Here is a 22035-nt window from a genome sequence, read left to right as displayed (position 1 = left end):
CCGGATCGCTGGTTCTAACGCCATCGACGCGGAGCCAGCAATAGCGCTGCCACTTCCAAGAACGCCCAAGCCAACAGCCCTGCCACCAGCCAGCCAGGCACGACTTGCAGAGGCCAAAGCCAACGCAATCCCCAAACCAGCAAAGCCAGGCCAGTGGCAATCGCACAGCGGCGCCGTTGCTCGCTCCCTGGGAGCCGCGGCCCTTGCCCCTTTGCCATCCGAATGCCGTGCGCTGGGAACAGAATGCCACCAGTTTCCGGCCGAGGCTTGACCGTTCAACACTCCCGTGGCCTTCTGCTTCTCGCTGGAACTCCACTCCTCACCGTTGCGCTAGTCCTCGGCGGACAGACGCTCATGCGACGTCTGCACACTCCACTCACGCCATCGATTTCAAACGCTGATCTCTGGACCCATTACCGCTGGTCGATCAATCCCAGTGAGCGAAGGGAAGCAGCTCTCTTACTAGCGGCGCGCAGCGCCGATTCAGCGGACAGATCCCAGCGTTTACTGGCCAATCAGGGCTGGGGCAACGATCCCATCGCTGCCGTCACGCTGAAACAGCAGGCGTTAACCGCAGCAAAACTCGGCCAGCCGTCAGAAGAACAGAAACGTTGGCAGGACTTGCTTCAACGCTTCCCTGACAGTGCCGCCAGTGCCGATGCCCGTTATCAACTAGGGCAAGCCCACCCAGCGCTCCACACAGAGCTGTTCCGGCAACAACCAGGTCATCCAGCCGCCTTAGCGGCAGCAGCAGAAACCAAAACAGAATCCCCCAAGCAAGCCATCGCCGCCTTGCATCTAGCCCGCTGGGGCGCCCGATGGCCAGGAGCTGCCACTCAGCTCAGGGAAGCCTGCAACAGGATCAGCGGCGATGGCTTGAACCAAGACGATCGACTGACGCTCGCCCGAGGACTGGCTTCCCTCGGTGATGGCGGTGCAGCGGAAGCCTGCCTTCAGGGCACACCCACCACTCCAGCCAGCGCCTTGGCCATTGGTCGGGTCCTGCTCCGAGGCACCGCTGAACAGCAAGGGCGTGGAAAGCAGCACTTGCTTGAGCTCGCCATCAACAACCCCGATGATCCGGCGGCTCTCGAAGCAGCGGCGCTGCTGAGCGAGCCGCTGAAACCCGATCCCGCTCTATTGGATGCACTGCCGCAAGCTTTGCAACAACGCTCCGCTGATGTTGCAGCCGCCCGGGTGCGCCTCGGTGACTCGGCGAATGGTGACGCATCGAACGCCATGTCCGTTCTGAAACGATGGCCTACCAATCCAGCCGCATGGCAACTGCAGTGGGACTTGGCCCGCGAGGCACTTTTAAAAGATCAATGGCAAACAGCAGAATCACTGCTAAGGGCCATTCCGAGCTCAAATCTTCCTGAACCGTTGGCCGCAAGGCAGCAGTTCTGGCTGGGACTCACACTGTCGAAGCAAGACCAAACAACCCAAGCTCAGCAGGTCTGGCAGCACTTGGTCAAAACCCATCCAAGGAGTTATTACACCTGGCGCGCCGAGGTGAGACTGGGACGGGGAGATCTTCCTGATCTCCATCAAGCATCAGCCTCTCGCTCTGCAGGGCTCGGCGATTCGTTTCAATCACCTTGGGAGCCACTCCAAAGTGGTGATTCATTTGTGGATCGTCTCTGGCGACTCGGCCAAACCCAGGAAGCATGGGAAACCTGGAGGAACCAACAACCGCCATCCGATCAGCCCACCAATCCAGAGCAAAAGCTCGTGGAAGGTCGTCTTCGTATTGCCGTTGGAGACTCATGGACAGGTCTGAGTCGTCTTTGGCGCGCCAGTTTGAGGCTCGTGAATCAATCCTGCGAGGAACGTCAGCTCCTCCATCGGAGCCAGCATCCGCGTCTGCTCTCGCAGGTGTTTGAGCGCGCATCACAACAGGAGGCGGTACGGAATGAACTGCTGATGGCGATCGCCAAGCAAGAATCCCGTTTCTCCCCAGGCGTCAGCTCACCCGTGGGGGCGGTCGGGTTGCTTCAGCTGATGCCAGCCACAGCGGAAGAACTCGCCGGCGATGCACTGAGCCAGGATCAACTACGCGAGCCAACACGCAACGCAAGGCTCGGAGCGCGCTATCTCGGTCACTTGCTGGAGCAGTGGCAGGGAGACATTGTGCTGGCCGTTGCGAGCTACAACGCAGGGCCTGGGGCCGCCAGCCAATGGGTCACACCAGCTTTGAAGAATGATCCTGAGTTATGGATCGAGCGAATTCCCTATCCAGAAACGCGCCTTTACACAAAAAAAGTGCTGGGCAATCTCTGGGCCTATCTCGGATCAGGTACTGACCGCTGCGACAGCTGAGGCAAGAGGGTTTGGCAGATCCTGACCCAACCAGATGCCCACCAGCACCAACGCCGTCAACCAAAAGGCCATGACCTGAGGCGGAGGCACCACCTTGATCCGGGTAAGGTCCAGCCGAGCCAGCAAGGTGGCAGACGCCAAGATCAGCACATCGGACAACAAGCTCAGACTGAGCAGGTAGAGGCCCACCATGATGACGAGCAGAAGGGTGGAGATCAGGCTGAGCACCCGGCTGGAGGCCATCAACAACGACAGCTGACGAAGGAGGAGATCAGGCATCGTGCAGATGAGCACAATCACGAACGACTGCAAGACCTCCACCGTCCAGAACAAGGTGGGCGACACATTCTGCATAGCAATCAAATGCTCGCTCTCAATTGACCAGTGATGGCCAAGGAAAACTGCAACACCAAACAGCACAAGCAGCAGGGGGGCCCGCAGCGGCAATACGAGGAATCGAAGAAGAGACATCAGCAAGCAGCCAATGGTCGACTGATGAAATCAGCGAGAAAGCAGATCACAACAACGGAATTGGCTTTCAAACGCTAGCAACAACACACCCATCAGCCTGCCAAAGTGAAAGCACTCAAACCTTCCCGGCATGACCGGCAGTTCCTCCCCCGCCACCCTGACCCCTTTGCAAAAGGGGTTGCTGCTGATTGCTGCTCTGGTCCTCGCTGCTGGATTATTTCTGCTGCGCAACGGGCTCAACCAGGAAGCGCCTCTCGACCAGCTGGCCAGGCAATCTCTGGATCCTGAGGTCGCCCTCAACAATTCCCGGCCCACCATCCTGGAGTTTTACGCCGATTGGTGTGAGGCCTGCCAGGCCATGGCACCCGCGATGCTTCAAACGGAACAGAAGCACGCCGATCAATTGGATGTCGTACTGGTGAATATTGATAATCCACGCTGGTTGGATTTGATCGATCGTTATGACGTCACGGGAATTCCACAGCTCAATTTATTTTCAGCTGATGGTGTGATGCGCGGCCGCTCACTGGGAGCGAGAACGGCAGACCAGTTGGAATCATTGGCGGTTGCACTGATTGACAATGAGCCACTGCCTCAGCTTGCTGGAGTTGGTTCCATCAGCAGCGTGACCCCTGCGGAGACGGTTTCAAGCCCAGGTCCGCGCAGCCACAGCTAGACAAAGCATGAACAGTTCATCGCAGACGACACCCATGGACTCTCGTTTTCGAGTTGATCTGATCGCCGCAACCCCGAATCCGCAACAGTGCGTGTACGTGGGTATGCACCAGGACTACAGCGAAGGCTTCGTGGCCGCCGATCGCGAGCAATGGCCCGATGAGACCAGAGCCGGCGAAATATGTGTCAAACGCCTTCTCGCAGGAGAGCGGGGTCATTACGGACCCATGGAGCATGCCCAGATTGTGTTGAACGTGGGCTGGTTTCCTCATTCCGTGATGCAACAGGCTCGGACGCACCGGGTGGGCGTCAGTTTTGATGTTCAATCCATGCGCTATACAGGCGATCGCATCTGCAGGGCAGCAGTTGGAGAACTCGATCTCGAAGAGGTGTTTTATTTGCGCCCCGTTGGTGAATACAGCGACCGCAAGGGCAAGAAATACCTCTACAGCGAGGCTGAGCGGCAAAAAGATTTAAACCACTGCAAAATCAGCGCCGATCGCTATCAGGAATTGCTTCAGGCCGGCTATGCCGAGGAACATGCCCGCGGCATCCTCCCCTTTGATTACAGGCAACATTTCGTGGTGAGCTTCACGCTCAGGGCCTTCCTGCATTTCATGGATCTACGCGCAAAGCTCGATGCCCAGCAGGAAATCCGCGAGCTCTGCGATCTCATGTGGCCCCACCTCAAAACGTGGACGCCAGAATTTGCGGGTTGGTACGAAAAAACAAGATTGCACAGAGCTCGGCTTGCTCCCTGAACCTTCAAAAATTAATTTTTGATAGTTAAAGATTCGTGGGTTGTTTGATAGTTCAACAATCCACTCTGACCCTTGATTTCAGATTGATTCAGACCTTAGCCAGCGTCACCCTCTCAGGTTGATGCTGATATTTACCTTGCCGATCGCTGTAGGTGGTCTCACAAGGGTCACCTTCAAAGAACAACAACTGGCAGATCCCTTCACTGGCATAAATGCGACAGTCAGCACCAGAACTATTACTAAATTCCAACGTGAGATGCCCCTCCCAGCCAGCCTCTGCTGGAGTTGTATTCACAATGATGCCTAAACGGGCGTAGGTGCTTTTGCCAAGACAAATCACCGTGATATTGGGCGGCACTCGCATCTTCTCGAGGGCAACACCGAGGCCATACGAATGTGCAGGAAGGATGAAATAGTCTCCATCCTCATCATGATGAATGGGCGTTGATTCCAGGTTGTCAGGGTTGAATCGCTTGGGATTCATGATCGTGCCGGGGACGTGGCGAAAGATCAAAAACTCCTTAGGCGAGAGCCTCAGGTCGTAGCCATACGATGAACAGCCAAAACTCAGAACCGGACTCTGCCGTTGATCCGGATCCAAGTGGCGCACTAATCCGTTTTGAAAAGGCTCGAGCATTCCTGCATCAGCCTGATCCGTAATCCAGCGATCGTTTTTCAGCATTAGAAACCTCGACGCAATTCCGTCACTTGATCAGCCATCTCCATCATCTCTGCAGGGATCGCGGGCCCCGTAACGATCACATCCATCGCCGAAGGCCTTTGCTCCAAGACAGATAAGACATCTTCGTGGATCAAGTAGCCAAGCTCAATCGCCAAGCCAATCTCATCCAGGACGAGTTGGTCCAACGTGCCTTCTAAGAGATGGGTCTTGCAGATCTGCCAGACCTCCTGGACAGCCTCTTTTACCTCGTCATCGCGGCTCACAGCAGCATCTGACAGGCATTCCGCCACGGAAGGCCGCAACCATCTCAGCCTGTCGCAGAGGGTGAGGCTGCTCTGGGGGCCTTGACCCACTCCACCCTTGAGAAACTGGGCGATCAACACATTGCTACCAAGACCTGCAGTCCGCAGCGCTTGGCTCAGCACACCAGAAAAGCTCCCTCGAAAAGAGGCGGTATGCACCTGAAGCTGCCCTTCTGGAGCAACCAAATGGAGGGGTGGACGAACCTCGACAGAGGGCAATCGCCTTAGTCCTGCTTGCTCGAGAGTCCTGTGGTCAACAGTCCGCGACTCACGAGAATGATGGGTAGGGCTGAGGCTGACGGTCATCACATTCGCCGATGTCCGGCAAATCCGGATGTGGATGAATCTAGCGGTGAAAGTCGAATACACAAGTGTTTTGACACCATCCATGGTGTGCCTAACCAACTGGCAGGCTCAAAGCAACTCCGCACCGTGGCCTCATGACCGACACCTCTCGCAACGACGGACGTCGACCGGGCGACCTTCGACCCTTCTCGATCAGCTGGGATCCCATGGGATTTGCGCTGAGTTCAGTGATCATCCACAGCGGACGCACCACTGTTCTTTGCAGCGTTTGCCATCAAGAAGGAGTGCCTCGCTGGCGCAAAGATCAAGGGAAGGGGTGGCTCAGCGCCGAATACCGACTCCTGCCTGGATCCACTCCGGAGCGCCAAAACAGAGAGCTACTCAAATTGAGCGGACGCACCCAGGAGATTCAGCGTCTGATTGGCCGCAGCCTGCGCGCAGCCATCGATATGGAAGCTCTCGGCGAGAACACATTGAGAATCGATTGTGATGTGATTCAGGCAGATGCAGGCACCCGCACCGCTGCGATCAGCGGATCTTGGGTTGCGCTTCAAAGGGCCTGTGAGCGGCTTGTTCAACAAGGAGTTCTCAATACCAATCCTGTCCAATCGCAGGTGGCCGCCGTCTCCGTTGGCGTGATTCACAAACGCCCTTTACTCGACCTCGACTACAGCGAAGACAGCCAAGCCGATGTGGATCTCAACGTCGTGATGAACGGAGAAGGGCATTTGCTGGAACTGCAGGGCACTGCCGAAGGAGCTCCTTTTAGCCGTCACCAGCTCAATGACCTACTGGACCTCGCCGAGCCTGGCCTCAAAAAAATCATGGATGATCAACGCGCGGCTCTGTCCGCTGGATGAACTCCGCCTCATTACAAGGCAGCATTTCGTGTTCCTTGCTACACGGGCTGGGTGGGCTGATCCATAACATCTCGACAAATGCGCTGGGAACATGGCTGAGGTCAGCCGCGGCTTCAGCCGCTACGCACCACCAACAATTCGCCCGGCGGGCTCGAGCTTTGGAACCCCCGCGGTTCCATCAAGCCGCACTCTTCAAGACGTCATTCGGGGACTCGATGGAGCCAACTCCGAAATGGTGGAACGCGGCAAAACCATCTTTTTCCCCGGTGACCCCGCAGAAAAGGTGTACCTCATCCGTCGAGGTGCCGTTCGTCTCTCCAGGGTTTACGAATCCGGCGAAGAAATCACTGTTGCCTTGTTACGAGAAAACAGTCTTTTTGGAGTGCTGTCGTTACTAACAGGTCATCGATCCGATCGTTTCTATCACTCGATCGCTTTCACCAGAGTGGAGATGGTCACGGCTCCCGCTACATCAGTGCGGCAGGCCATCGAAGCTGACACCAGTGTGGGCTTGCTGTTATTGCAAGGTCTTTCCAGCAGGATTCTTCAAACCGAAACGATGATCGAAACCCTCACCCATCGGGACATGTCGTCTCGGCTGGTGAGTTTTCTGCTGGTGCTCTGTCGAGATTTCGGAGTGCCTGGTCAACGAGGCATCACCATCGACCTTCGCCTCTCGCATCAAGCCATCGCCGAGGCCATCGGGTCCACACGCGTCACGATCACTCGTCTCTTGGGTGATCTCAAGTCGTCCAGCCTTGTGGATATCGATCGCAAAAAGATCACTGTTCTCGATCCAATCGCTCTTGCCAAGCGGTTCAGCTGACCTTGCAGGTGAAGATGGAGCTCCCACCCGAACTCTGATTCTTCGTACTCCGTGACCGGCTGGTTCCTACTTCTCGCTCTGCTTGTACTTGGAGGCGTGCTCTCAACCCTGGGAGACCGCCTTGGTTCTCGCGTGGGGAAAGCTCGGCTGAGCTTGCTTGGGCTGCGTCCGAAGCGCACAGCCGTGGTGATCACGGTGTTGACGGGCAGCCTGATTAGCGCACTGTCCCTGGGACTCTTACTTTTGGTGAGTCGGCAGCTCAGGGTCGGCCTTTTTGAACTCAATGCTCTCGAAGCGAAATTGCGAAGCAGTCGCTCCGACCTCAAAACAAGCAAACGCGCTCAGAAGCAAGCCGGCAAAGAGCTCACAACAGCCCAACAGCGAGCGGCAGAACTGCGTCGCACCCTGAAGCCCCTCCAGGAACAAACCCGATCCCTGGAAGCAGAGCGCCAGCGCTTGAGCCAAGACGTGGATGCGAAAGATGTTGAGATCCAACGCACCGAACAGGAACTCTCGGCCGTGCGCTCGCAAATTCGCAGTGGCGAGAAAGAACTCAATGAACTGGAAGACACTCTTCTCGCTCTGCGGCGCGGAAATGTCGCCATCAGCAGTGGTCAGCCACTTACCACCGTGACCCTGAAGCTGGAACGCCCCGATCAGGCAAAAACGGTCATCGATCAGTTGCTACGAGATGCCAATCTTCAGGCCTATCAACAAGTGCTGCCTGGCCAACCGGTAGAGCGTCAGCTCCTGCTGGTTCCGCGACCCGATATCAAACGCTTGGAACAAACGATTCGCAAACCTGGCACCTGGGTTGTGAACATCCGTTCAGCAGCCAATGTGCTTCTGGGCGAAACCGTTGTGTACGCCTTCCCTGAAGTGCTTCCCAATGTCACGGTGACCAGAGAGGGAGAGATCCTGGCCCGCACCACCGTCGCGAGCAATGAGCGCAACCCTGAAGCCGTTCGCAACCGACTGAATCTTCTCCTTGCCTCCACATTGGCCGAGGTGCAACGACGCGGTTCTCTCAGCAAGGGTCTGCAGTTCGATGGCAATGCCATCAATGCGCTTGGCCAAGAGCTGATCGACCGCAACGGCGGTCTCGCAACGCTCGAAGCAGTCGCTTTACGGCGTAGCGAAACAGCAGATCCGATCGCCATCCAGTTGCGTCTCAGTCCATGACACGCGTCGTCGCCTTGGATCCTGGCCGAAGCAAATGCGGATTGCTTCTAGCAAACATCTCAACGAACACGGTGCTGAAAGCCATGGTGATCCCAAGCGCTGAGGTGCTGGATCAGCTGCGCGCCTGGATGGAAGACGATCAGGGGGAGAACGCTCAGATTGCTGATCTGGTGATCGGTGACGGCACCAGCAGCACGATCTGGCAACAACAACTTCCCACCAGCCTGAAGGTCCATGTCGTGGACGAAACAGGAACCACCCTGCGAGCCCGCGAGCGTTACTGGCAGTTGTGGCCTGCACGGGGCTGGAAGCGCTTGCTTCCTTTAGGCCTGCGCATCCCGTCTGGTGATCTCGACGCCATCGCCGCGCTCGTGATCCTCGAAGATTATTTAGATCGGCCGTTGCAATGGCCAGGTCCCGATCCCCTCAAAAACGGGCCCTCACGGTGAAGGTGTAATCACCACCGGGCTCAAGGTCATAGTCAGATTTCACAAGGAAGCGAAGGAGCGCGTCTTGAATCAACGCTCGCCCCAGGGAGGGCTCCACACTCAGCTCGCCTCGATCAAAAAACCAGCTGAACTGCCAATTGAAGCCTCCGGCCTGGACGTCTCCTTCCAAACATTGATCTGCAAAACTCTGGCGTTGAACCCGCAGATGGGCGGTGGTAACAGGTAACGCTGCCATCACTCCTCAGTGCTGGTAGGAGCCAGCTGAAGCCCATTGAGGTGATTTCCTGCAAGGTCGAGGCCTTGAAGCTGAATCCTCTCCAAACCATCCACGACCTCCAACAAAACCTTGTCGAGCAGGGGCTCCTCGTCACGACTGAAACTTCCAAGCACATGCGACACCGTTCTTGCCTTGCGCTCACTGGGGTTTTGCCCGGGTGCACCAATTCCAATCCGCAGACGCGCGAAATCCTGCGTTCCGAGATGCTGAATGGTGCTTTTGAGGCCGTTATGGCCACCGGCAGACCCACGGGCCCGCAAACGCAAACGACCGAGCGGCAGGTCCATATCGTCAACGAGGACCAAGAGCTGATGCAGCTCGAAGCCAAACCAATCCAATGCAGCCCGTATCGAGCGACCGCTGTCGTTCATGAAGGTTTGGGGCATCAACAATCGCAATCGCTTGTCCCCCGAACCCAAATCAGCGAGCTGACCTTGGAGCTTCGGCATGGATCGAAAGCCACCGCCTTCGCGAGAGGCCAGGCGTTCCAAAGCCATAAAGCCAACGTTGTGTCGTGTGTTGGCGTAGCGATTGCCTGGATTCCCCAACCCCACCACTAGGCGGAGATCACCGCGATTCATCGACTCAATCGGAAGGAGAAGTTGGCTCTGTCTTTGGAGCAACCGTTGGGGGCACAACCGTCTCAGCTGGTGCTTCAAGAGCTTTGGCCTGATCCGCTATGGGTTCGGGCTCAGCCATCGCCTTATTAATTTCGCGCTCAAATTCCTTGGAGGCCGACTGAAAACCCTTAAGAGTTTTACCAAGGGTGCGGCCGAACTCCGGTAGCCGTTTTGGGCCGAACACAAGAAGAGCTACCGCAGCGATAACGGCCATTTCTGGCAGGCCAATGCCGAAAACATTCATTCTCGGATGTCAGCCCAGGCCTAAGCCATTCCAGTTGACATTGATTCCTTCAAGGATCAGTGACTTGTTGTACAGCTGAAGAATGATCAGCAAAAACACCAGGAAAAGGGCCATAAAAATTCCCATCACTGGTGTGGTGCCCCAGCCGGGGACAACCTTGCCGTATTCCGAATTTAGGGGGCGGAGCAGATCTCCCAGACGGGTGCGTTGAGCCATGGCAGCGCTGAAGTCTCGGGTTGAATTAAGTCTCGATACTGTAGGGGCTCCGACCCATATAGGGGTCGATCCTGTGGAGAGTTGTGATGGAAAGTTCGTCCCCAGCCATGTCAGTGGCGATTGCCGTGCTGGCGGCCCTGCTTGGGTTAACAGGATTTGGGGTGTACACAGCCTTTGGGCCTCCATCAAAAAATCTCGACGACCCGTTCGATGATCACGAAGATTGAACGTTCTCCAAAATCAAAGTGATGAGCTCGCCAGGTTTCACCTCCCAGAATGTCCTTGGGTCGTTGGATTTGGCGCAGCTCAGCCTCCAATCAGTCCCAGGCAACCAACGCTGACGCGCTGGTCCAGGATTGAGTAATTCAATTTGAACGGCCTTACCGCTCAGCCCGGCACCCTGCGCTGGTCGGACTGAAATCGGCACCAAGCCGATGGGCAAGGAGGGAAGCCCTTGCCAACGCTGCTCCAATGCAACAGGGCCTACCCAACCTGGCTCCCTGAATCGGATCGCCGCCTGGGCCACACCACTGCGGTTCCAACCAAGCAGCGCTGGCATGAAGGCCAACCGGTGCCTATGCCATCCGTGATCTGCTGAGGGGTCTGGCCAGGTTGGACCTCGGAGCAGGGAGACTCCCAGATGGTTCGGGCTGGCATCGACACCTTGAGGACCATCCAGCAAGACCGCCATCCCACCCCCAGGAGCTTCCGCTTCGGCCGCCAGCCATGAGATCACAGGCAGTTCCCAACGCTCTTGTTCATAAGGAGTGAACGCTTCTGCTGGTCGCTCGATCACTCCACCACTCGTGTCGGCGGCCCAACGCACGGCAGGACTATTCAGCGGCAATTCCAACCTCAGCAATTCATGGGTCTGCTGCCATTGGACGCTGAGCTGGGCCTCGAGCCAGGGCGAATCGGCCTGAAGGATGAGGTCCAGGCGCACCTTGCTCAATCCAGCAACTGTGCGCAACACGATCCGTGCTGTCAGAGGACCCGATTCCACTAATTCTGCCGACCAACGTTCGGCCATCGGCAGCGGATGTTGGCGGTAATCAGCGGCAAGATCCCAAGCATCCCAGAACTCCCCTCGATCGGAAAAACGCAGCAATCGCATGGGTTCGCTGAGCTGTGGCACACCATTCCCGTCGCGCAGCTGAACCAGCCCATGGATGCTCACATCCGCAGACACAGCCCCATTGCTCAGTCTCCAAACTCCCGAAGACACCACCTCCACGCTCACGGGATAACGAATGGGCACGGCAGAACCCAGAGGCTCACGGCTGCGCCGAAGTGGGAGCGCGCACACGCCTTCGCTACAAGGCAACTGAACCCAAACCCCGCCTGAAGGAGCAGCCTGCACAGGCAAGATCTGCCCACCACTAGACCAATGCCCCTGTGGCAAGCGCAGCAACGGTGACCAGTGAGCAAGCGGCTGCAAGCCGCACCAGGTCCAACGGGAGCGATGCGGATCGGACGCCATCCCGTCTTGATTGGACGCGAGGAGATGACCTAACAGCTGATCTCGACAGCGGGCCGCACGCCGGCGTGCCTCACACCAGATCGGTTCAGCTTGCTCAAACACCTCAGGAATCGATGTGCCCGGAAGGATGTCATGAAATTGTTGGAACAACAGAGGTCGCCAATCGCTGGCCTGCTCGTGGCTGGGCACCAGAGCATCAGCCCGAGTTCCAAGCAACGCGGCAGAGAGCTCAGCCTCACGAAGAAGCCGTTCCAGACTGCGATTATGACGTTTCTGATCAGGCCGACTGGTCGCACAACCCCGATGCAGCTCGAGATAAAGCTCATCGCGCCAAACCGGCAAGCTGGAGCGCCAAGGCTCCAAGTGATCGAGATAGGCGCGCAGGGTTCCGGGCTGCTGTGCCACAGCCTGCGGCTGTTGTTCCCAAAGGCAGAGCTGTTCCAGCATCTCGGCAGTGGGACCGCCACCATGATCTCCAACCCCTGGGAGCCAGATCGCCTGCTCCACCCCAGTGGCAGATTGAAAATCGCGCTGCTCTTTTGCCATCGCGACAGGATCGGCATCGGTGCCGATTCCGGGCAGCATGAGCGCTAAAACCTCCGCGCCTCCGCGGCTACGCCAGCGAAACAAACGGTGGGGGAAACGGTTGGTGGCATTCCAAGCCAGTTTGTGCGTGCAGAACCAACGCACTCCGCTGGCAACCGCCACAGCGGGAAGTCCGGCGGCGAAGCCAAAGCTGTCAGGCAGCCAAGCCAAGTCATGCCGCCATTCCGGGAAACGCCTCTGGCTGTCCTCCTGTCCAAGCGTGAACTGACGCGACAGGGATGCCGTACTCACCAGAACACAATCGGTTTCGACCCAAGGGCCATTGATCGGCTCCCAGCGACCTTCACGACTGGCCTGCTGAATCCGCGCATGCAAGGCCGGACGATGGCGTTCCACCCAGGCGTAAAGAGCCGGGGTGGAGTGCGCAAAGTGCAGCTTTGGATAACACTCCATCAGATCGAGCGCAGAGCAAAAGGTGCGCACCGCCGCTTGCCAGGTGTCAGCCACGGGCCAAAGCCAGGCGAGATCGAGATGGGCATGGCCCAGCCAATGCACCACACCCAAGGGCTTAGGGCATGCCGCCAAGTGGCGATCGACCAAGGCAACGGCCTCTGATGCCATCGGGTCGCAAGACAACACGGCATCCGGAAGCGACTCTCCTCTTGCCCAGGACAGTTCCAAAGCTTCAGGAAGCAAGGCCCGATCCGTGTCGCACTGGGCGATCAAAGGTTCCTGAACGAGAGCGCTGTGAATGAGAGCCCCATCGTCATGACAGGGGCTTCGCAAATCCAGCTGAATCCGCAGCCCCGAAAGGTCCCTCCAATCCTCAGGGAGAAGCCAACGGCAGCGGGTATCAAAGAGATCCCCCTCATGCACCAGGACCCCATCAATGCGGAGGCGCACTGCATCAGCCCACCAGCTGAGCACCAGTCGCTCGCAGGACGAACTGGCCTGCATCCAGGGTTGGGGACAAATCAGGGTCTGCTCGAGGTGCAACCAGTTGCCACCTCGCGGCCAGATCAAAAGTCCACGCTCAGCCCAATCGGGACGGTGGATACGCCCCCAGGGATCAGCCAGTACCGGCTGCCGTTTCTGATCGCCATGTCGCCACCACCCAGGGAGCAGATCTACGCGACTCCGACATCGAAACGTTTCAATCCACTCCGATCCCGGGGCTTGCAGAGGCTTCTCCATCCAGATATTCCATCATTCAGCCATAGAATGGTGATCAAATTTTCAGACGCCGGTCGGTTGCCATGCTTGCCCTCAAGATTTCGGTTTATTCCGTCGTCTTTTTCTTTCTCGGCATCTTTGTCTTTGGCTTCCTTGCCAGCGACCCAAGCCGCACACCCAGCCGGAAAGATCTCGAAGATTGAGTCCTAGATAACAGGGTCACGCCAAGCACTGGTTAGGCCTCGAGTTAAAGAGCCTTTACACATGGCAGGATCGCTTGCCATTGCTGGATTCCATTGTCGGCGTTGAGCCCCATCACCAGGATCGCAGGATCACTGGCTGTTGCCGCTGCGCTGACGGGCGTCCCTGTCCGCTCTCAGATTGTGGACACCTCTCTTGAAAAGATTGAGACGATTGAGGGACAGTCTGAAAACACTGAGAATTCTCTCTCTGACGATGGTCCGGTCCCGATCGACGTAGAGCCAGCTCTTCCCAGTCCCCCATCAAATCCTGAGGTCTCAACAGAAACAAGCCAACCCTCAACGGCCAAGCCTCCGGAAGAAATTGATCTCAAAGCTGACCGGCAATCGTTTGATGCGCGCCGAGGAGTTTTTATTGCTGAAGGCAATGTGCAAGCTCAACTGCGTGGAGGGATTCTTCAGGCCGATCGAGTTGAATTTGACAGCAACTTCAATACTCTGTTCGCCCGCGGAAGCGTGCGACTACGTCGCGGGTCGCAGTACTTCCAGGCAAGCAGCTTCCGCTACAGCCTGATCCAAAACAGCGGAGAATTAGAAGACGTTTACGGCGTTCTTGAACTAGATGAGCTGTCTGAAGGTTTTGGTCCTTCATCAACCGTTCCCTCCTCGTCCTCCTCAAGCAACCCTGAACAGTTGCTACCTGTCATGGAAAGCACAGGGCTGGGCTTCCCGACAGCCATCGATTTAGAGCTAGGCAGCACAACGCCAGAGCGCGTCAATACTCAAGGTGCTGTTGGGAACTTTTGGGACGAAGCAATCCTGCCTCTCAACACATGGACGGTTCCCTCTACAGGGGAGAAGAGTCAGAACGACAAGAAACTTGCTGAGGGCATGGCCTGCCCAGCACCACTCCCTCCCATCCCAGATTGGCATCCCCATCCCTGGGCTGTCACCGTCTGGGGCGGTCAGATGATTGATTCCAATTTCGGCGACACCTTTCTCTTCAACGGGCGCCTAAGAGAGGAATATTTATTGGGTGTCAGTATGCAAAAACGAATTTGGCGCGCTGGGCCCGTTTCGCTGGAGCTAGAGGCCGACCTTTTCGGCCATCAGGCATTCGAGCAACAAGGTGGAGAATTCAACCAAAATGAGCCTAATGCGGATACTCCCGAGCAATTTTTTGGCGAGGCAATTGTTGGATTGGGTGTCAGGCTATGGGTGCAACCTTGGTTAAGTTTCGGCTTCGTAGAAGGCATTAGTTACAACACATCTGTAAGTAATTACGAGCGTACCTTTCGAGAAAACTTTTCCCAACTACTTAATTACTTAGCTTTTGAGCTGGAAGCTTCGGTATCAGACCAACTCTCTATGGTCGGAAGAATTCACCATCGATCTGGTGCGTTTGGCACCTATAACGGTGTCAAAGAAGGAAGCAATGCTTATCTACTTGGGTTGCGCTATCGCTGGGGCAAAGACAAAATTGCAACTCAAGTTACTGACGTTCCGCCGCCCCTTGGCTGCCCTGACCCTGATCGAGCTTCCCGCCAGGCCCAACTCAGCCTGAACGAAGAGCTAGAAGAGATCACACTTGGCACAGGAGGGAAGAAACCAATTGTTCCTGCTGAACCGATAGCCCTGTCTCGCTACTCAGGGATGACACCAGCCGAGCAGGAAGAATTGCGCGAACAAGCGATCGCGATGATCGACCAAAGAATTAGCAGCATTCAGTTTCAGCAACGACTAACGATCGAAAGACGATTTGGAGTTCCAAAAACTACTAACAATCAATCTGTTGATGATGACAACAACTTTGGTGGCGTTCGATCGTCTCAGCTTCAGGAGCTGGGCAAAACACAACTCGTTACTGGCCAAATCAGCCGATGGCGCATCCAAGCCTCCAAAGTCTCAATCACACCGGACGGTTGGACAGCTGATCGAATGGGTTTTACCAATGATCCCTTTACACCCGCACAAACAAGAATTGATTCTGAGGATGTCACTGCTAAAGAACAGCCCAACGGCGATGTATTGATCGAGAGCAAGCGCAATCGCCTGATCGTGGAGGAACGACTCCCCATTCCGGTGAGCCGAACTCAACGTATTACCAAGGAAGAAGAGGTCGAAAATCGCTGGGTATTTGGCATCGACAATGATGACCGCGATGGCTTTTTTGTTGGTCGTGATCTCAAGCCGATCGAGCTGAGCGAGAACACATTATTAAGCCTACAACCGCAGATTCTTTTGCAACGGGCAATTGATGGGGAAACAAACAGTTATGTAGAACCTGGTAGCTCGATTGATAGTGGCAAAGTCAGCCAACCATTAGAGATTGGTGACATTTTCGGGTTAGAGGCAGAGTTAATCAGTAAAATCTGGGGATGGGAAGTTGAAGCCAAAGCAGACGTTAGTACTTTCAATCCTGATAACTTCATGAATGGAAGTCGCTTTTCTGGCGAAGCAAAGAAAAGCATCTCTCTTCCCTGGCTTGGCGCAGTGCAGCTCAGAGGCTTTTCGGCTTATCGCTTCCGTGCTTTCAACGGATCGCTCGGGGAAACAGATGTTTATTCTGCCTTTGGTGGATTTTTGGAAAAAAGAGGAGGTTTCAATGTCGGGAAACTCTCCAATAATTATATTTGGCGCATTGGAGCCGGAAACTATCAAGCCGAAAGGTTTGAAAGCGAAAACCTAACTGATTTATGGAGAGCTAATTTCTACGGATCTCTTAACAGCAGCTATCCAATATGGCGCGGAAAACCTGCAGAACTAACCCCTTTAGCGGCATATCGTTACTCCCCGGTCGCGATTGTTCCAGGACTTAACTTCAGGACCAACATCAGAACACAGCTGGCAGCCTTTGGAGACGGCAGAAGGCAAAACACAATTAGCCTCACTGGTGGTCCAACTCTGACCTTGGGAACTTTTAGCAAACCATTTTTTGATTACACCAGAATCTCCGTTACTGGTGGTGGCACCCTCAAGCAGGGAGCAAGTCCTTTCGATTTTGATCAAGCCATTGACCTTGGCACTTTGGGTTTAGGCCTTACACAACAGATCGCAGGTCCATTGATTTTGAATGCAGGTGTGGGCTTAAATGTAGATCCAGCTTCAGAATTTTATGGTGACATAATCAATTCAAATATCGAACTTCGCTGGCAGCGTCGCTCCTATGACTTCGGCTTTTACTTCAATCCCTATCGAGGCATAGGAGGTTTCCGCTTCCGTCTCAATGACTTTAATTTCACAGGAACCGGAATTCCGTTTGTCCCTTATAACCCATCAAACGATTTAGATAATCGCCTATTCTGATTAAGCACTTTATCAATCAGGTCCACCGCCATAAATCAAATGGCTTCCGGTTAGGTCCGAACCTGCAAACTGCATTCCCTCAGTTTGCACTCCAGGCGCATAGGCATTAATCACAACCGAATCTCGTAAGTCGGCATGGCGAAGATCACTATCTGAGAGATCGGCGTTACTCAGCATCGCCCCCTGCAAGCGGGCACCATCAAGCCTGGCACCACTCAAATCGGCACCTTCAAGATTCACCCCGCTGAGCTGTGCCCCGCGCAAATCAGCATCACGCAAATCAGCTCCGATCAGATGACGGCCGCGTAGATCCGCATCACGTAAATCACATCCCTGACACGCGCCACTCTCAAGCAAGCGTTCAAGCGGTGTACCGAAAGGCTCAACCGCAATCGCTGTGACTGAGCCTGCCTCAACAGCTGAGGGGCCAAGCACAAGGGCCATCGAGCCAAAAGCACACCAGATCCGCTTCAGAAGGAATGTCATGACGTCGATGCCGCTTCTTCCTTCATAGACACTAAATCAAGTGTCTGCCGTATCCGTGCAAAACCCGTTCAAGTACGGAAGTCGATCGATCGTGCTCTGCAACTCCGCATCCCGAGCCAAAAGCTGCCCTGTCGCATCCCAACGACCCGAAAGGAGCATGTCGCGCGGACCTGGATCCACCTCAAACGACCAACGCCCCAGATCACTACTGCAACATGAGGTCTCCAAGTCGAAAGTCCAGGTTGCTGAGGGGTCTAGGGCCATTGCATCTTGCAAAGCGCGCACCTCGTCCTGACTGGCCTTGGCACAAGGGATTCCTAAAGCCAAGCAATTGCCGTAAAAAATTTCCGCAAAACTCACTCCAACCAGAGCCCTGATCCCCCAACGCATTAAGGCTTGAGGTGCATGCTCACGACTGGAGCCACAACCGAAGTTGTCATTCACCACCAAAATCGAGGCTCCCTGATGTGCAGGAAGGTCAAAGGGATGGCCTCCTTCAAGCTCCTTTCGGTCATCAGCGAAGGCCTGCGCTCCGAGTGATTCAAAACTCACGCATTTCAAGAATCGAGCCGGAATAATCCGATCGGTATCGATGTCATCACCCCGCAAGACAAGGGCGCGACCTTCAATCTTGGTAATCAGGCCTTGAGGGAAATCGTGGGTCTGCGTCATGAAGGATCAAAAGGAATAAAACAGCAACCAAAACAGTCAAATGGCGTCGAACTCTTCCGCCACAGATGAAAATCAGTCCCCGAGCGAGCGAACATCGCTGACATAACCAGTCACGGCAGCGGCAGCCACCATGGCAGGGCTCATCAGTAATGTTCGGCCGCTGGCAGATCCCTGGCGCCCCTTGAAGTTGCGGTTACTGGAGCTCGCACTGATCTGACGCCCCTCAAGGCGATCGGGATTCATTGCTAAGCACATCGAGCAGCCAGGCTCACGCCACTCAAACCCAGCATCGCGAAACACTTGGTCAAGGCCTTCAGCCTCAGCAGCACGAGCCACCTGCTCAGAACCAGGAACAACAAAGGCCTTGATCCCAGCAGCCACTTGCCTCCCCCGAGCCACAGCGGCGGCGGCCTTCAGATCACTGAGGCGACCATTGGTGCAACTGCCGATGAAGCAGACATCGACTGGCACACCGGCAATGGCCTGACCAGGCGTTAAATCCATGTAGCGATAAGCCTCTTCCGCGATCGGTCGATCGGCGGGATCTAGTTGCTCTGGCGTTGGGACCTGTTCATCCACACCGATCCCCTGACCAGGAGTGATCCCCCAGGTCACCGTTGGGGAAATCGTTGCTGCATCAAAACGCAGTTCATCGTCAAAGACAGCATCGGCATTCGATGCCAGTGAGCGCCACCAACGTGTCGCCCGATTCCAGGCCCCACCACTCGGTACGGAAGGTCGCCCCTTCAAATAATCAAAGGTCGTCTGGTCGGGATTGACGTAACCGCAGCGGGCTCCCCCCTCAATCGCCATGTTGCAGAGGGTCATCCGCTCTTCCATCGAGAGAGCATCGATCGCCGGTCCAGCGAACTCGTAGGCATGGCCAACCCCAGCCTTGACCCCAAGCGAACGAATCACATGCAGGATCAAATCTTTGGCAAACACCCCGGGGCTCAGCTGATTGTCAAACCAAAGCCGACGAACCTTGAGTTTGTTCATCGCCAAGCTTTGGCTAGCCAGCACATCACGAACCTGAGACGTGCCAATACCAAAGGCGATTGCCCCAAAGGCTCCGTGCGTTGAGGTGTGCGAGTCCCCGCAGGCCACCGTCATGCCGGGCTGCGTCAATCCCAACTCCGGCGCAATCACATGCACAATTCCTTGACGACCACTACCAATCCCATTGAGCACGATTCCATGCTTGCTGCAGTTGCGCTCCAGGGTGCTGAGCATCTCCTCCGCCAAGGGGTCAGCAAAAGGCCTGGCCTGATTGGTAGTGGGAACGATGTGGTCCACGGTCGCCACCGTTCGCTCCGGACAACGCACCTTCAACCCCTTGTCTTCGAGGGCAACAAATGCCTGAGGGCTCGTGACTTCATGGATCAGATGCAACCCAATCAACAGCTGGGTAGAGCCGCCAGAGAGTTCCGCAACGCGATGAAGATCCCAAACTTTGTCGTAAAGGGTTCCGCTGCTCATTCCCATTCGACAATTCACTCAAAACCCTAGAGGGAAACGGCGTTGAATCCAATCCACTTGAGCTCGCCTTTCAGCCCTCCTTCTCCTGTTGCGGCTCCTAATCGTTGACCATCAAGCGCAAGCGAAGCCGATTCAAAACCTCACCAGCGCTAACGATACGGATCCACTCCCGACCTCGCGTCGGGCCTAAGCGCAACATCTCAGTGCTGCATCCATCCGGCCCAGCAACACCAACAAATACCAATCCCACGGGTTTTTCCGGCGTTCCGCCATCAGGGCCGGCGATTCCCGTAATCGAAAGCGCCCAGTCTGATCCGGTGAGACGACGAACACCTAGCGCCATTGCCTCGGCAACTTGCGCACTCACCGCACCGTGTTGCGTGAGCAGATCTTCAGGCACTGACAACAGATCTCGCTTCACCGCATTGGAATAAGAGATCACTCCGCCAAGCATCACGGAAGAGGCGCCTGGCACGGCTGTGAGCTCAGCGCCTAACCCTCCACCCGTGCAGGATTCCGCCACAGATAGCGTTTGGCCTGTTTGCCCCAGCCGCTTCAAAACAACAGAAGCCAGCGAATCTTCATCCACGCCGAAGCAAAGATTGCCCGTGCGCTGGCGCAACTCCTGCTCGATTTGATCCACCAAGACCCAAGCCTTCGAAGACACATCGGCGCAGGCCGTAATTCGCAGCTTCACCTCTCCGCGACCGGCATACGGCGCAACGGTGGGGTTCACCCCCTCCAACAAATCAGCCACCTGTTCGGCCAACGTGGATTCGCCAATTCCCCAGAAATGCAGCAAACGGCTCACAAACACACCCTTGGAGAGACCAGACGAGCGGAACCAAGGCACCGCTGTGGCCTTCCACATCGCTTTCATCTCACTGGGCACACCGGGAAACGTGAGAACTGAAAATCCAGGCACCGGGGTCCAGATCATGCCAGGAGCGGTTCCGGTTGGATTCCATAAAACCTCAGCGCCAACAGGCAATAACGCCTGACGACGGGTTTCAGGGCTAGGGGTGCGACCGCGGCTACGGGCTTTCTCTTGAATGTCAGACCAAACGTCGACGCGCTCTTCCAAAGGAACAGAAAACGCAGCTGCAATCGCCTCCGTGGTGAGGTCATCCGGGGTTGGTCCAAGCCCACCGGTCACGATCAACACCCTGGAGCGTTGCGCAATCTCCTGAACCAGGGCAATCAGGCGATCGCGGTTGTCGCCCACAACGGTTTGGCGAAAGTGAGGGAGGCCAAGAGTGGCAAGCTCCTCCGACAGCCAACGGGCGTTTCCGTTGAGGATGTTGCCAAGCAGGAGCTCCGTCCCAACACAGAGGATCTCCACACCAGAACGCTCAGAGCGATCAGCCATGGCGGTCAGTGGCTGAAGGGTCCAGTTCTGAAGGTTCAATCGCCGCCTCGAGATGACGCTGACGATTGATGGTCACAACCGTGGCCACAAGGATGGCCGTAGCCAGCCCAAGCCAGAGAAAACGCATTTCCACGTTGGCCACCACCATGGCCAACGATGCCAACCACTGGGTGAACACATAGATCAAAAGGACCGTGCGTCGATGGCTAAAGCCAGCACGAAGAAGGCGGTGATGGAGATGGCGGCGATCTGGATAAAAGGGGGAGTGACCATCGCTGAGACGTCCCATGATCACGGCCGACATATCTGCCAAGGGCAACGAAAGAATCAACAACGGCAGCAACAAGCTCACCGTTGTCAGCCCTTTTGCCGGACCCACAATGCTCACGGCGGCCAAGGTGAATCCCAAAAAATACGATCCGCCATCACCCATAAAGATGCGGGCCGGATTGAAGTTGTGGCGGAGGAAGCCAAGGCAACTGCCAGCTAACGCGGCAGCAAGAAAAGCAGCCGCTGACTGATGGAGCGAAAAACTCACTGACACCAAGCCAACCGCTGCGATTCCAGCAACACCTGCGGCCAAACCGTCAAGACCATCAAGCCAGTTGATCGCATTGGTGATCCCCACCAGCCAAATCACGGTGGCGGCCAAGCTGAGCAGATCAGGAAGCAGCAAGGCTTCAGAGCTGCTTGCTACCCAGGGCAGATCAATCGCTCCAATACGGACACCCTGAGACCAAACCACCATCGAAACAGCGATCTGACCCGCTAGGCGCGGCCAAGGGGACAGGGCGAATAGATCGTCAGCAAGACCGATGACGAAGAAGCAGAGCGACCCTGCAAGCGTGGTCCAGATCAGCTGGTCACGGGCCGGGGCCAACATGCCAAACCCGCCCATCCACCACGTCACCCCAAGGGACAAACAAAAACCCAGAACTAAGGCAATGCCCCCCAATCGCACCATGGGGGTGGTGTGCTGTTTGCGCGAATCGGGCTGATCCGTGAGACCTAATCTCAAACCCAGCCCACGAACTAGGGGAACAAGCAGCGTCGTAATGACAGCAGCGACCACCAGACTCGCCGAAGCGACTGCGAGAGGAGTACTCGCGAACGTCACAAAAAACTCCGGCGAAA

Annotated in this window: 24 protein-coding genes; 10 read left to right on the top strand and 14 right to left on the bottom strand. The window is 56.0% G+C overall.

Annotated elements, in window-relative coordinates; all coding sequences use genetic code 11:
- Window positions 1-14: 14 nt before the first annotated feature.
- A complete protein-coding gene (locus SYNC_RS01565; protein WP_041426304.1) occupies window positions 15-218 on the bottom strand; it encodes a hypothetical protein in 204 nt (67 codons plus the stop codon).
- Window positions 219-243: 25 nt separating this feature from the next.
- Here SYNC_RS01565 and SYNC_RS01560 point away from each other — a divergent pair, with 25 nt between their 5' ends.
- Window positions 244-2319 carry a lytic transglycosylase domain-containing protein gene (locus tag SYNC_RS01560; RefSeq protein WP_011618299.1) on the top strand — a complete coding sequence of 692 codons (2076 nt, stop codon included), beginning with the start codon at window positions 244-246 and terminating at the stop codon, window positions 2317-2319.
- On the opposite strand, the gene SYNC_RS01555 is transcribed toward SYNC_RS01560, so the two are convergent.
- Window positions 2293-2790, bottom strand: a complete 498-nt coding sequence (locus SYNC_RS01555; RefSeq protein WP_041426303.1) for a hypothetical protein — start codon at window positions 2788-2790, stop codon at window positions 2293-2295. The genes SYNC_RS01560 and SYNC_RS01555 overlap by 27 nt on opposite strands.
- A gap of 130 nt (window positions 2791-2920) precedes the next feature.
- On the opposite strand from SYNC_RS01555, the gene SYNC_RS01550 reads away from it, so the two are divergent.
- Window positions 2921-3466 (top strand): thioredoxin domain-containing protein, encoded by a 546-nt coding sequence (locus SYNC_RS01550; RefSeq protein WP_041426302.1) that lies wholly within the window; start codon window positions 2921-2923, stop codon window positions 3464-3466.
- A gap of 34 nt (window positions 3467-3500) precedes the next feature.
- On the top strand, window positions 3501-4226 hold the full coding sequence (gene thyX, locus SYNC_RS01545) for an FAD-dependent thymidylate synthase (protein ID WP_011618296.1): 726 nt from the start codon (window positions 3501-3503) through the stop codon (window positions 4224-4226).
- 88 nt (window positions 4227-4314) lie between these two features.
- Here thyX and dcd read toward each other — a convergent pair whose 3' ends face one another.
- A complete protein-coding gene (gene dcd / locus SYNC_RS01540; RefSeq protein WP_011618295.1) occupies window positions 4315-4908 on the bottom strand; it encodes a dCTP deaminase in 594 nt (197 codons plus the stop codon).
- The gene (locus SYNC_RS01535; RefSeq protein ID WP_011618294.1) at window positions 4908-5516 is read right to left on the bottom strand and encodes a cob(I)yrinic acid a,c-diamide adenosyltransferase; all 609 of its coding nucleotides are present in this window, start codon (window positions 5514-5516) and stop codon (window positions 4908-4910) included. The genes dcd and SYNC_RS01535 overlap by 1 nt, the downstream gene beginning before the upstream one ends.
- Before the next feature lie 134 nt (window positions 5517-5650).
- Between SYNC_RS01535 and rph the strand changes: the two genes are divergently transcribed.
- The 4 genes from rph (at window position 5651) to SYNC_RS01515 (ending at window position 8833) form a co-directional block, all read left to right on the top strand.
- Window positions 5651-6376 (top strand): ribonuclease PH, encoded by a 726-nt coding sequence (rph, locus tag SYNC_RS01530; RefSeq protein WP_011618293.1) that lies wholly within the window; start codon window positions 5651-5653, stop codon window positions 6374-6376.
- A gap of 91 nt (window positions 6377-6467) precedes the next feature.
- On the top strand, window positions 6468-7202 hold the full coding sequence (ntcA, locus tag SYNC_RS01525; protein WP_011618292.1) for a global nitrogen regulator NtcA: 735 nt from the start codon (window positions 6468-6470) through the stop codon (window positions 7200-7202).
- A 51-nt stretch (window positions 7203-7253) separates the two neighbouring features.
- Window positions 7254-8384, top strand: a complete 1131-nt coding sequence (locus tag SYNC_RS01520; RefSeq protein WP_041426301.1) for a DUF3084 domain-containing protein — start codon at window positions 7254-7256, stop codon at window positions 8382-8384.
- Window positions 8381-8833, top strand: coding sequence for a resolvase (locus SYNC_RS01515; RefSeq protein ID WP_011618290.1), 453 nt, complete (start codon window positions 8381-8383; stop codon window positions 8831-8833). The genes SYNC_RS01520 and SYNC_RS01515 overlap by 4 nt, the downstream gene beginning before the upstream one ends.
- On the opposite strand, the gene SYNC_RS01510 is transcribed toward SYNC_RS01515, so the two are convergent.
- The 4 genes from SYNC_RS01510 to psbH are packed head-to-tail and all read right to left on the bottom strand — an operon-like array spanning window position 8811 to window position 10190.
- Window positions 8811-9068 (bottom strand): DUF3146 family protein, encoded by a 258-nt coding sequence (locus tag SYNC_RS01510; RefSeq protein ID WP_006853677.1) that lies wholly within the window; start codon window positions 9066-9068, stop codon window positions 8811-8813. The two genes, SYNC_RS01515 and SYNC_RS01510, sit on opposite strands and share 23 nt — an antisense overlap.
- Window positions 9068-9691: an aminoacyl-tRNA hydrolase gene (gene pth, locus SYNC_RS01505; RefSeq protein ID WP_011618289.1), complete on the bottom strand. Its 624-nt coding sequence runs from the start codon at window positions 9689-9691 to the stop codon at window positions 9068-9070. Before pth ends, SYNC_RS01510 begins: the two co-directional genes overlap by 1 nt.
- A gap of 4 nt (window positions 9692-9695) precedes the next feature.
- The gene (locus SYNC_RS01500; RefSeq protein ID WP_011618288.1) at window positions 9696-9974 is read right to left on the bottom strand and encodes a TatA/E family twin arginine-targeting protein translocase; all 279 of its coding nucleotides are present in this window, start codon (window positions 9972-9974) and stop codon (window positions 9696-9698) included.
- Window positions 9975-9983: 9 nt separating this feature from the next.
- Window positions 9984-10190, bottom strand: a complete 207-nt coding sequence (psbH, locus tag SYNC_RS01495; RefSeq protein WP_006853680.1) for a photosystem II reaction center phosphoprotein PsbH — start codon at window positions 10188-10190, stop codon at window positions 9984-9986.
- A gap of 86 nt (window positions 10191-10276) precedes the next feature.
- Between psbH and psbN the strand changes: the two genes are divergently transcribed.
- The gene (gene psbN, locus SYNC_RS01490) at window positions 10277-10417 is read left to right on the top strand and encodes a photosystem II reaction center protein PsbN (protein WP_011618287.1); all 141 of its coding nucleotides are present in this window, start codon (window positions 10277-10279) and stop codon (window positions 10415-10417) included.
- Here psbN and SYNC_RS01485 read toward each other — a convergent pair.
- Window positions 10405-13410, bottom strand: a complete 3006-nt coding sequence (locus tag SYNC_RS01485; RefSeq protein ID WP_011618286.1) for an alpha-mannosidase — start codon at window positions 13408-13410, stop codon at window positions 10405-10407. The genes psbN and SYNC_RS01485 overlap by 13 nt on opposite strands.
- 62 nt (window positions 13411-13472) lie before the next feature.
- On the opposite strand from SYNC_RS01485, the gene SYNC_RS01480 reads away from it, so the two are divergent.
- A complete protein-coding gene (locus SYNC_RS01480) occupies window positions 13473-13592 on the top strand; it encodes a photosystem II reaction center protein I (protein WP_006042333.1) in 120 nt (39 codons plus the stop codon).
- 93 nt (window positions 13593-13685) lie between these two features.
- Window positions 13686-16895 (top strand): DUF3769 domain-containing protein, encoded by a 3210-nt coding sequence (locus SYNC_RS01475; RefSeq protein ID WP_011618285.1) that lies wholly within the window; start codon window positions 13686-13688, stop codon window positions 16893-16895.
- Window positions 16896-16907: 12 nt separating this feature from the next.
- Here SYNC_RS01475 and SYNC_RS01470 read toward each other — a convergent pair whose 3' ends face one another.
- The 5 genes from SYNC_RS01470 to SYNC_RS01450 all read right to left on the bottom strand — a co-directional run bounded on the left by SYNC_RS01470 (window position 16908) and on the right by SYNC_RS01450 (window position 22018).
- Entirely contained in the window at window positions 16908-17381 is a 474-nt protein-coding gene (locus SYNC_RS01470; protein WP_011618284.1) for a pentapeptide repeat-containing protein, read from the bottom strand.
- 36 nt (window positions 17382-17417) lie between these two features.
- Complete coding sequence (gene leuD / locus SYNC_RS01465) at window positions 17418-18053, bottom strand: 3-isopropylmalate dehydratase small subunit (protein WP_011618283.1); 636 nt, start codon at window positions 18051-18053, stop codon at window positions 17418-17420.
- A gap of 72 nt (window positions 18054-18125) precedes the next feature.
- Window positions 18126-19532 (bottom strand): 3-isopropylmalate dehydratase large subunit, encoded by a 1407-nt coding sequence (gene leuC / locus SYNC_RS01460; protein ID WP_011618282.1) that lies wholly within the window; start codon window positions 19530-19532, stop codon window positions 18126-18128.
- Between the two features lie 97 nt (window positions 19533-19629).
- On the bottom strand, window positions 19630-20901 hold the full coding sequence (locus SYNC_RS01455) for a competence/damage-inducible protein A (RefSeq protein ID WP_011618281.1): 1272 nt from the start codon (window positions 20899-20901) through the stop codon (window positions 19630-19632).
- Window positions 20894-22018, bottom strand: coding sequence for a glycosyltransferase family 4 protein (locus tag SYNC_RS01450; RefSeq protein ID WP_011618280.1), 1125 nt, complete (start codon window positions 22016-22018; stop codon window positions 20894-20896). Before SYNC_RS01450 ends, SYNC_RS01455 begins: the two co-directional genes overlap by 8 nt.
- Window positions 22019-22035: the final 17 nt, after the last annotated feature.

It is taken from the genome of Synechococcus sp. CC9311 (assembly GCF_000014585.1).
Lineage (GTDB): Bacteria > Cyanobacteriota > Cyanobacteriia > PCC-6307 > Cyanobiaceae > Synechococcus_C.
This window is presented reverse-complemented; position numbering and strand designations above follow the sequence as displayed.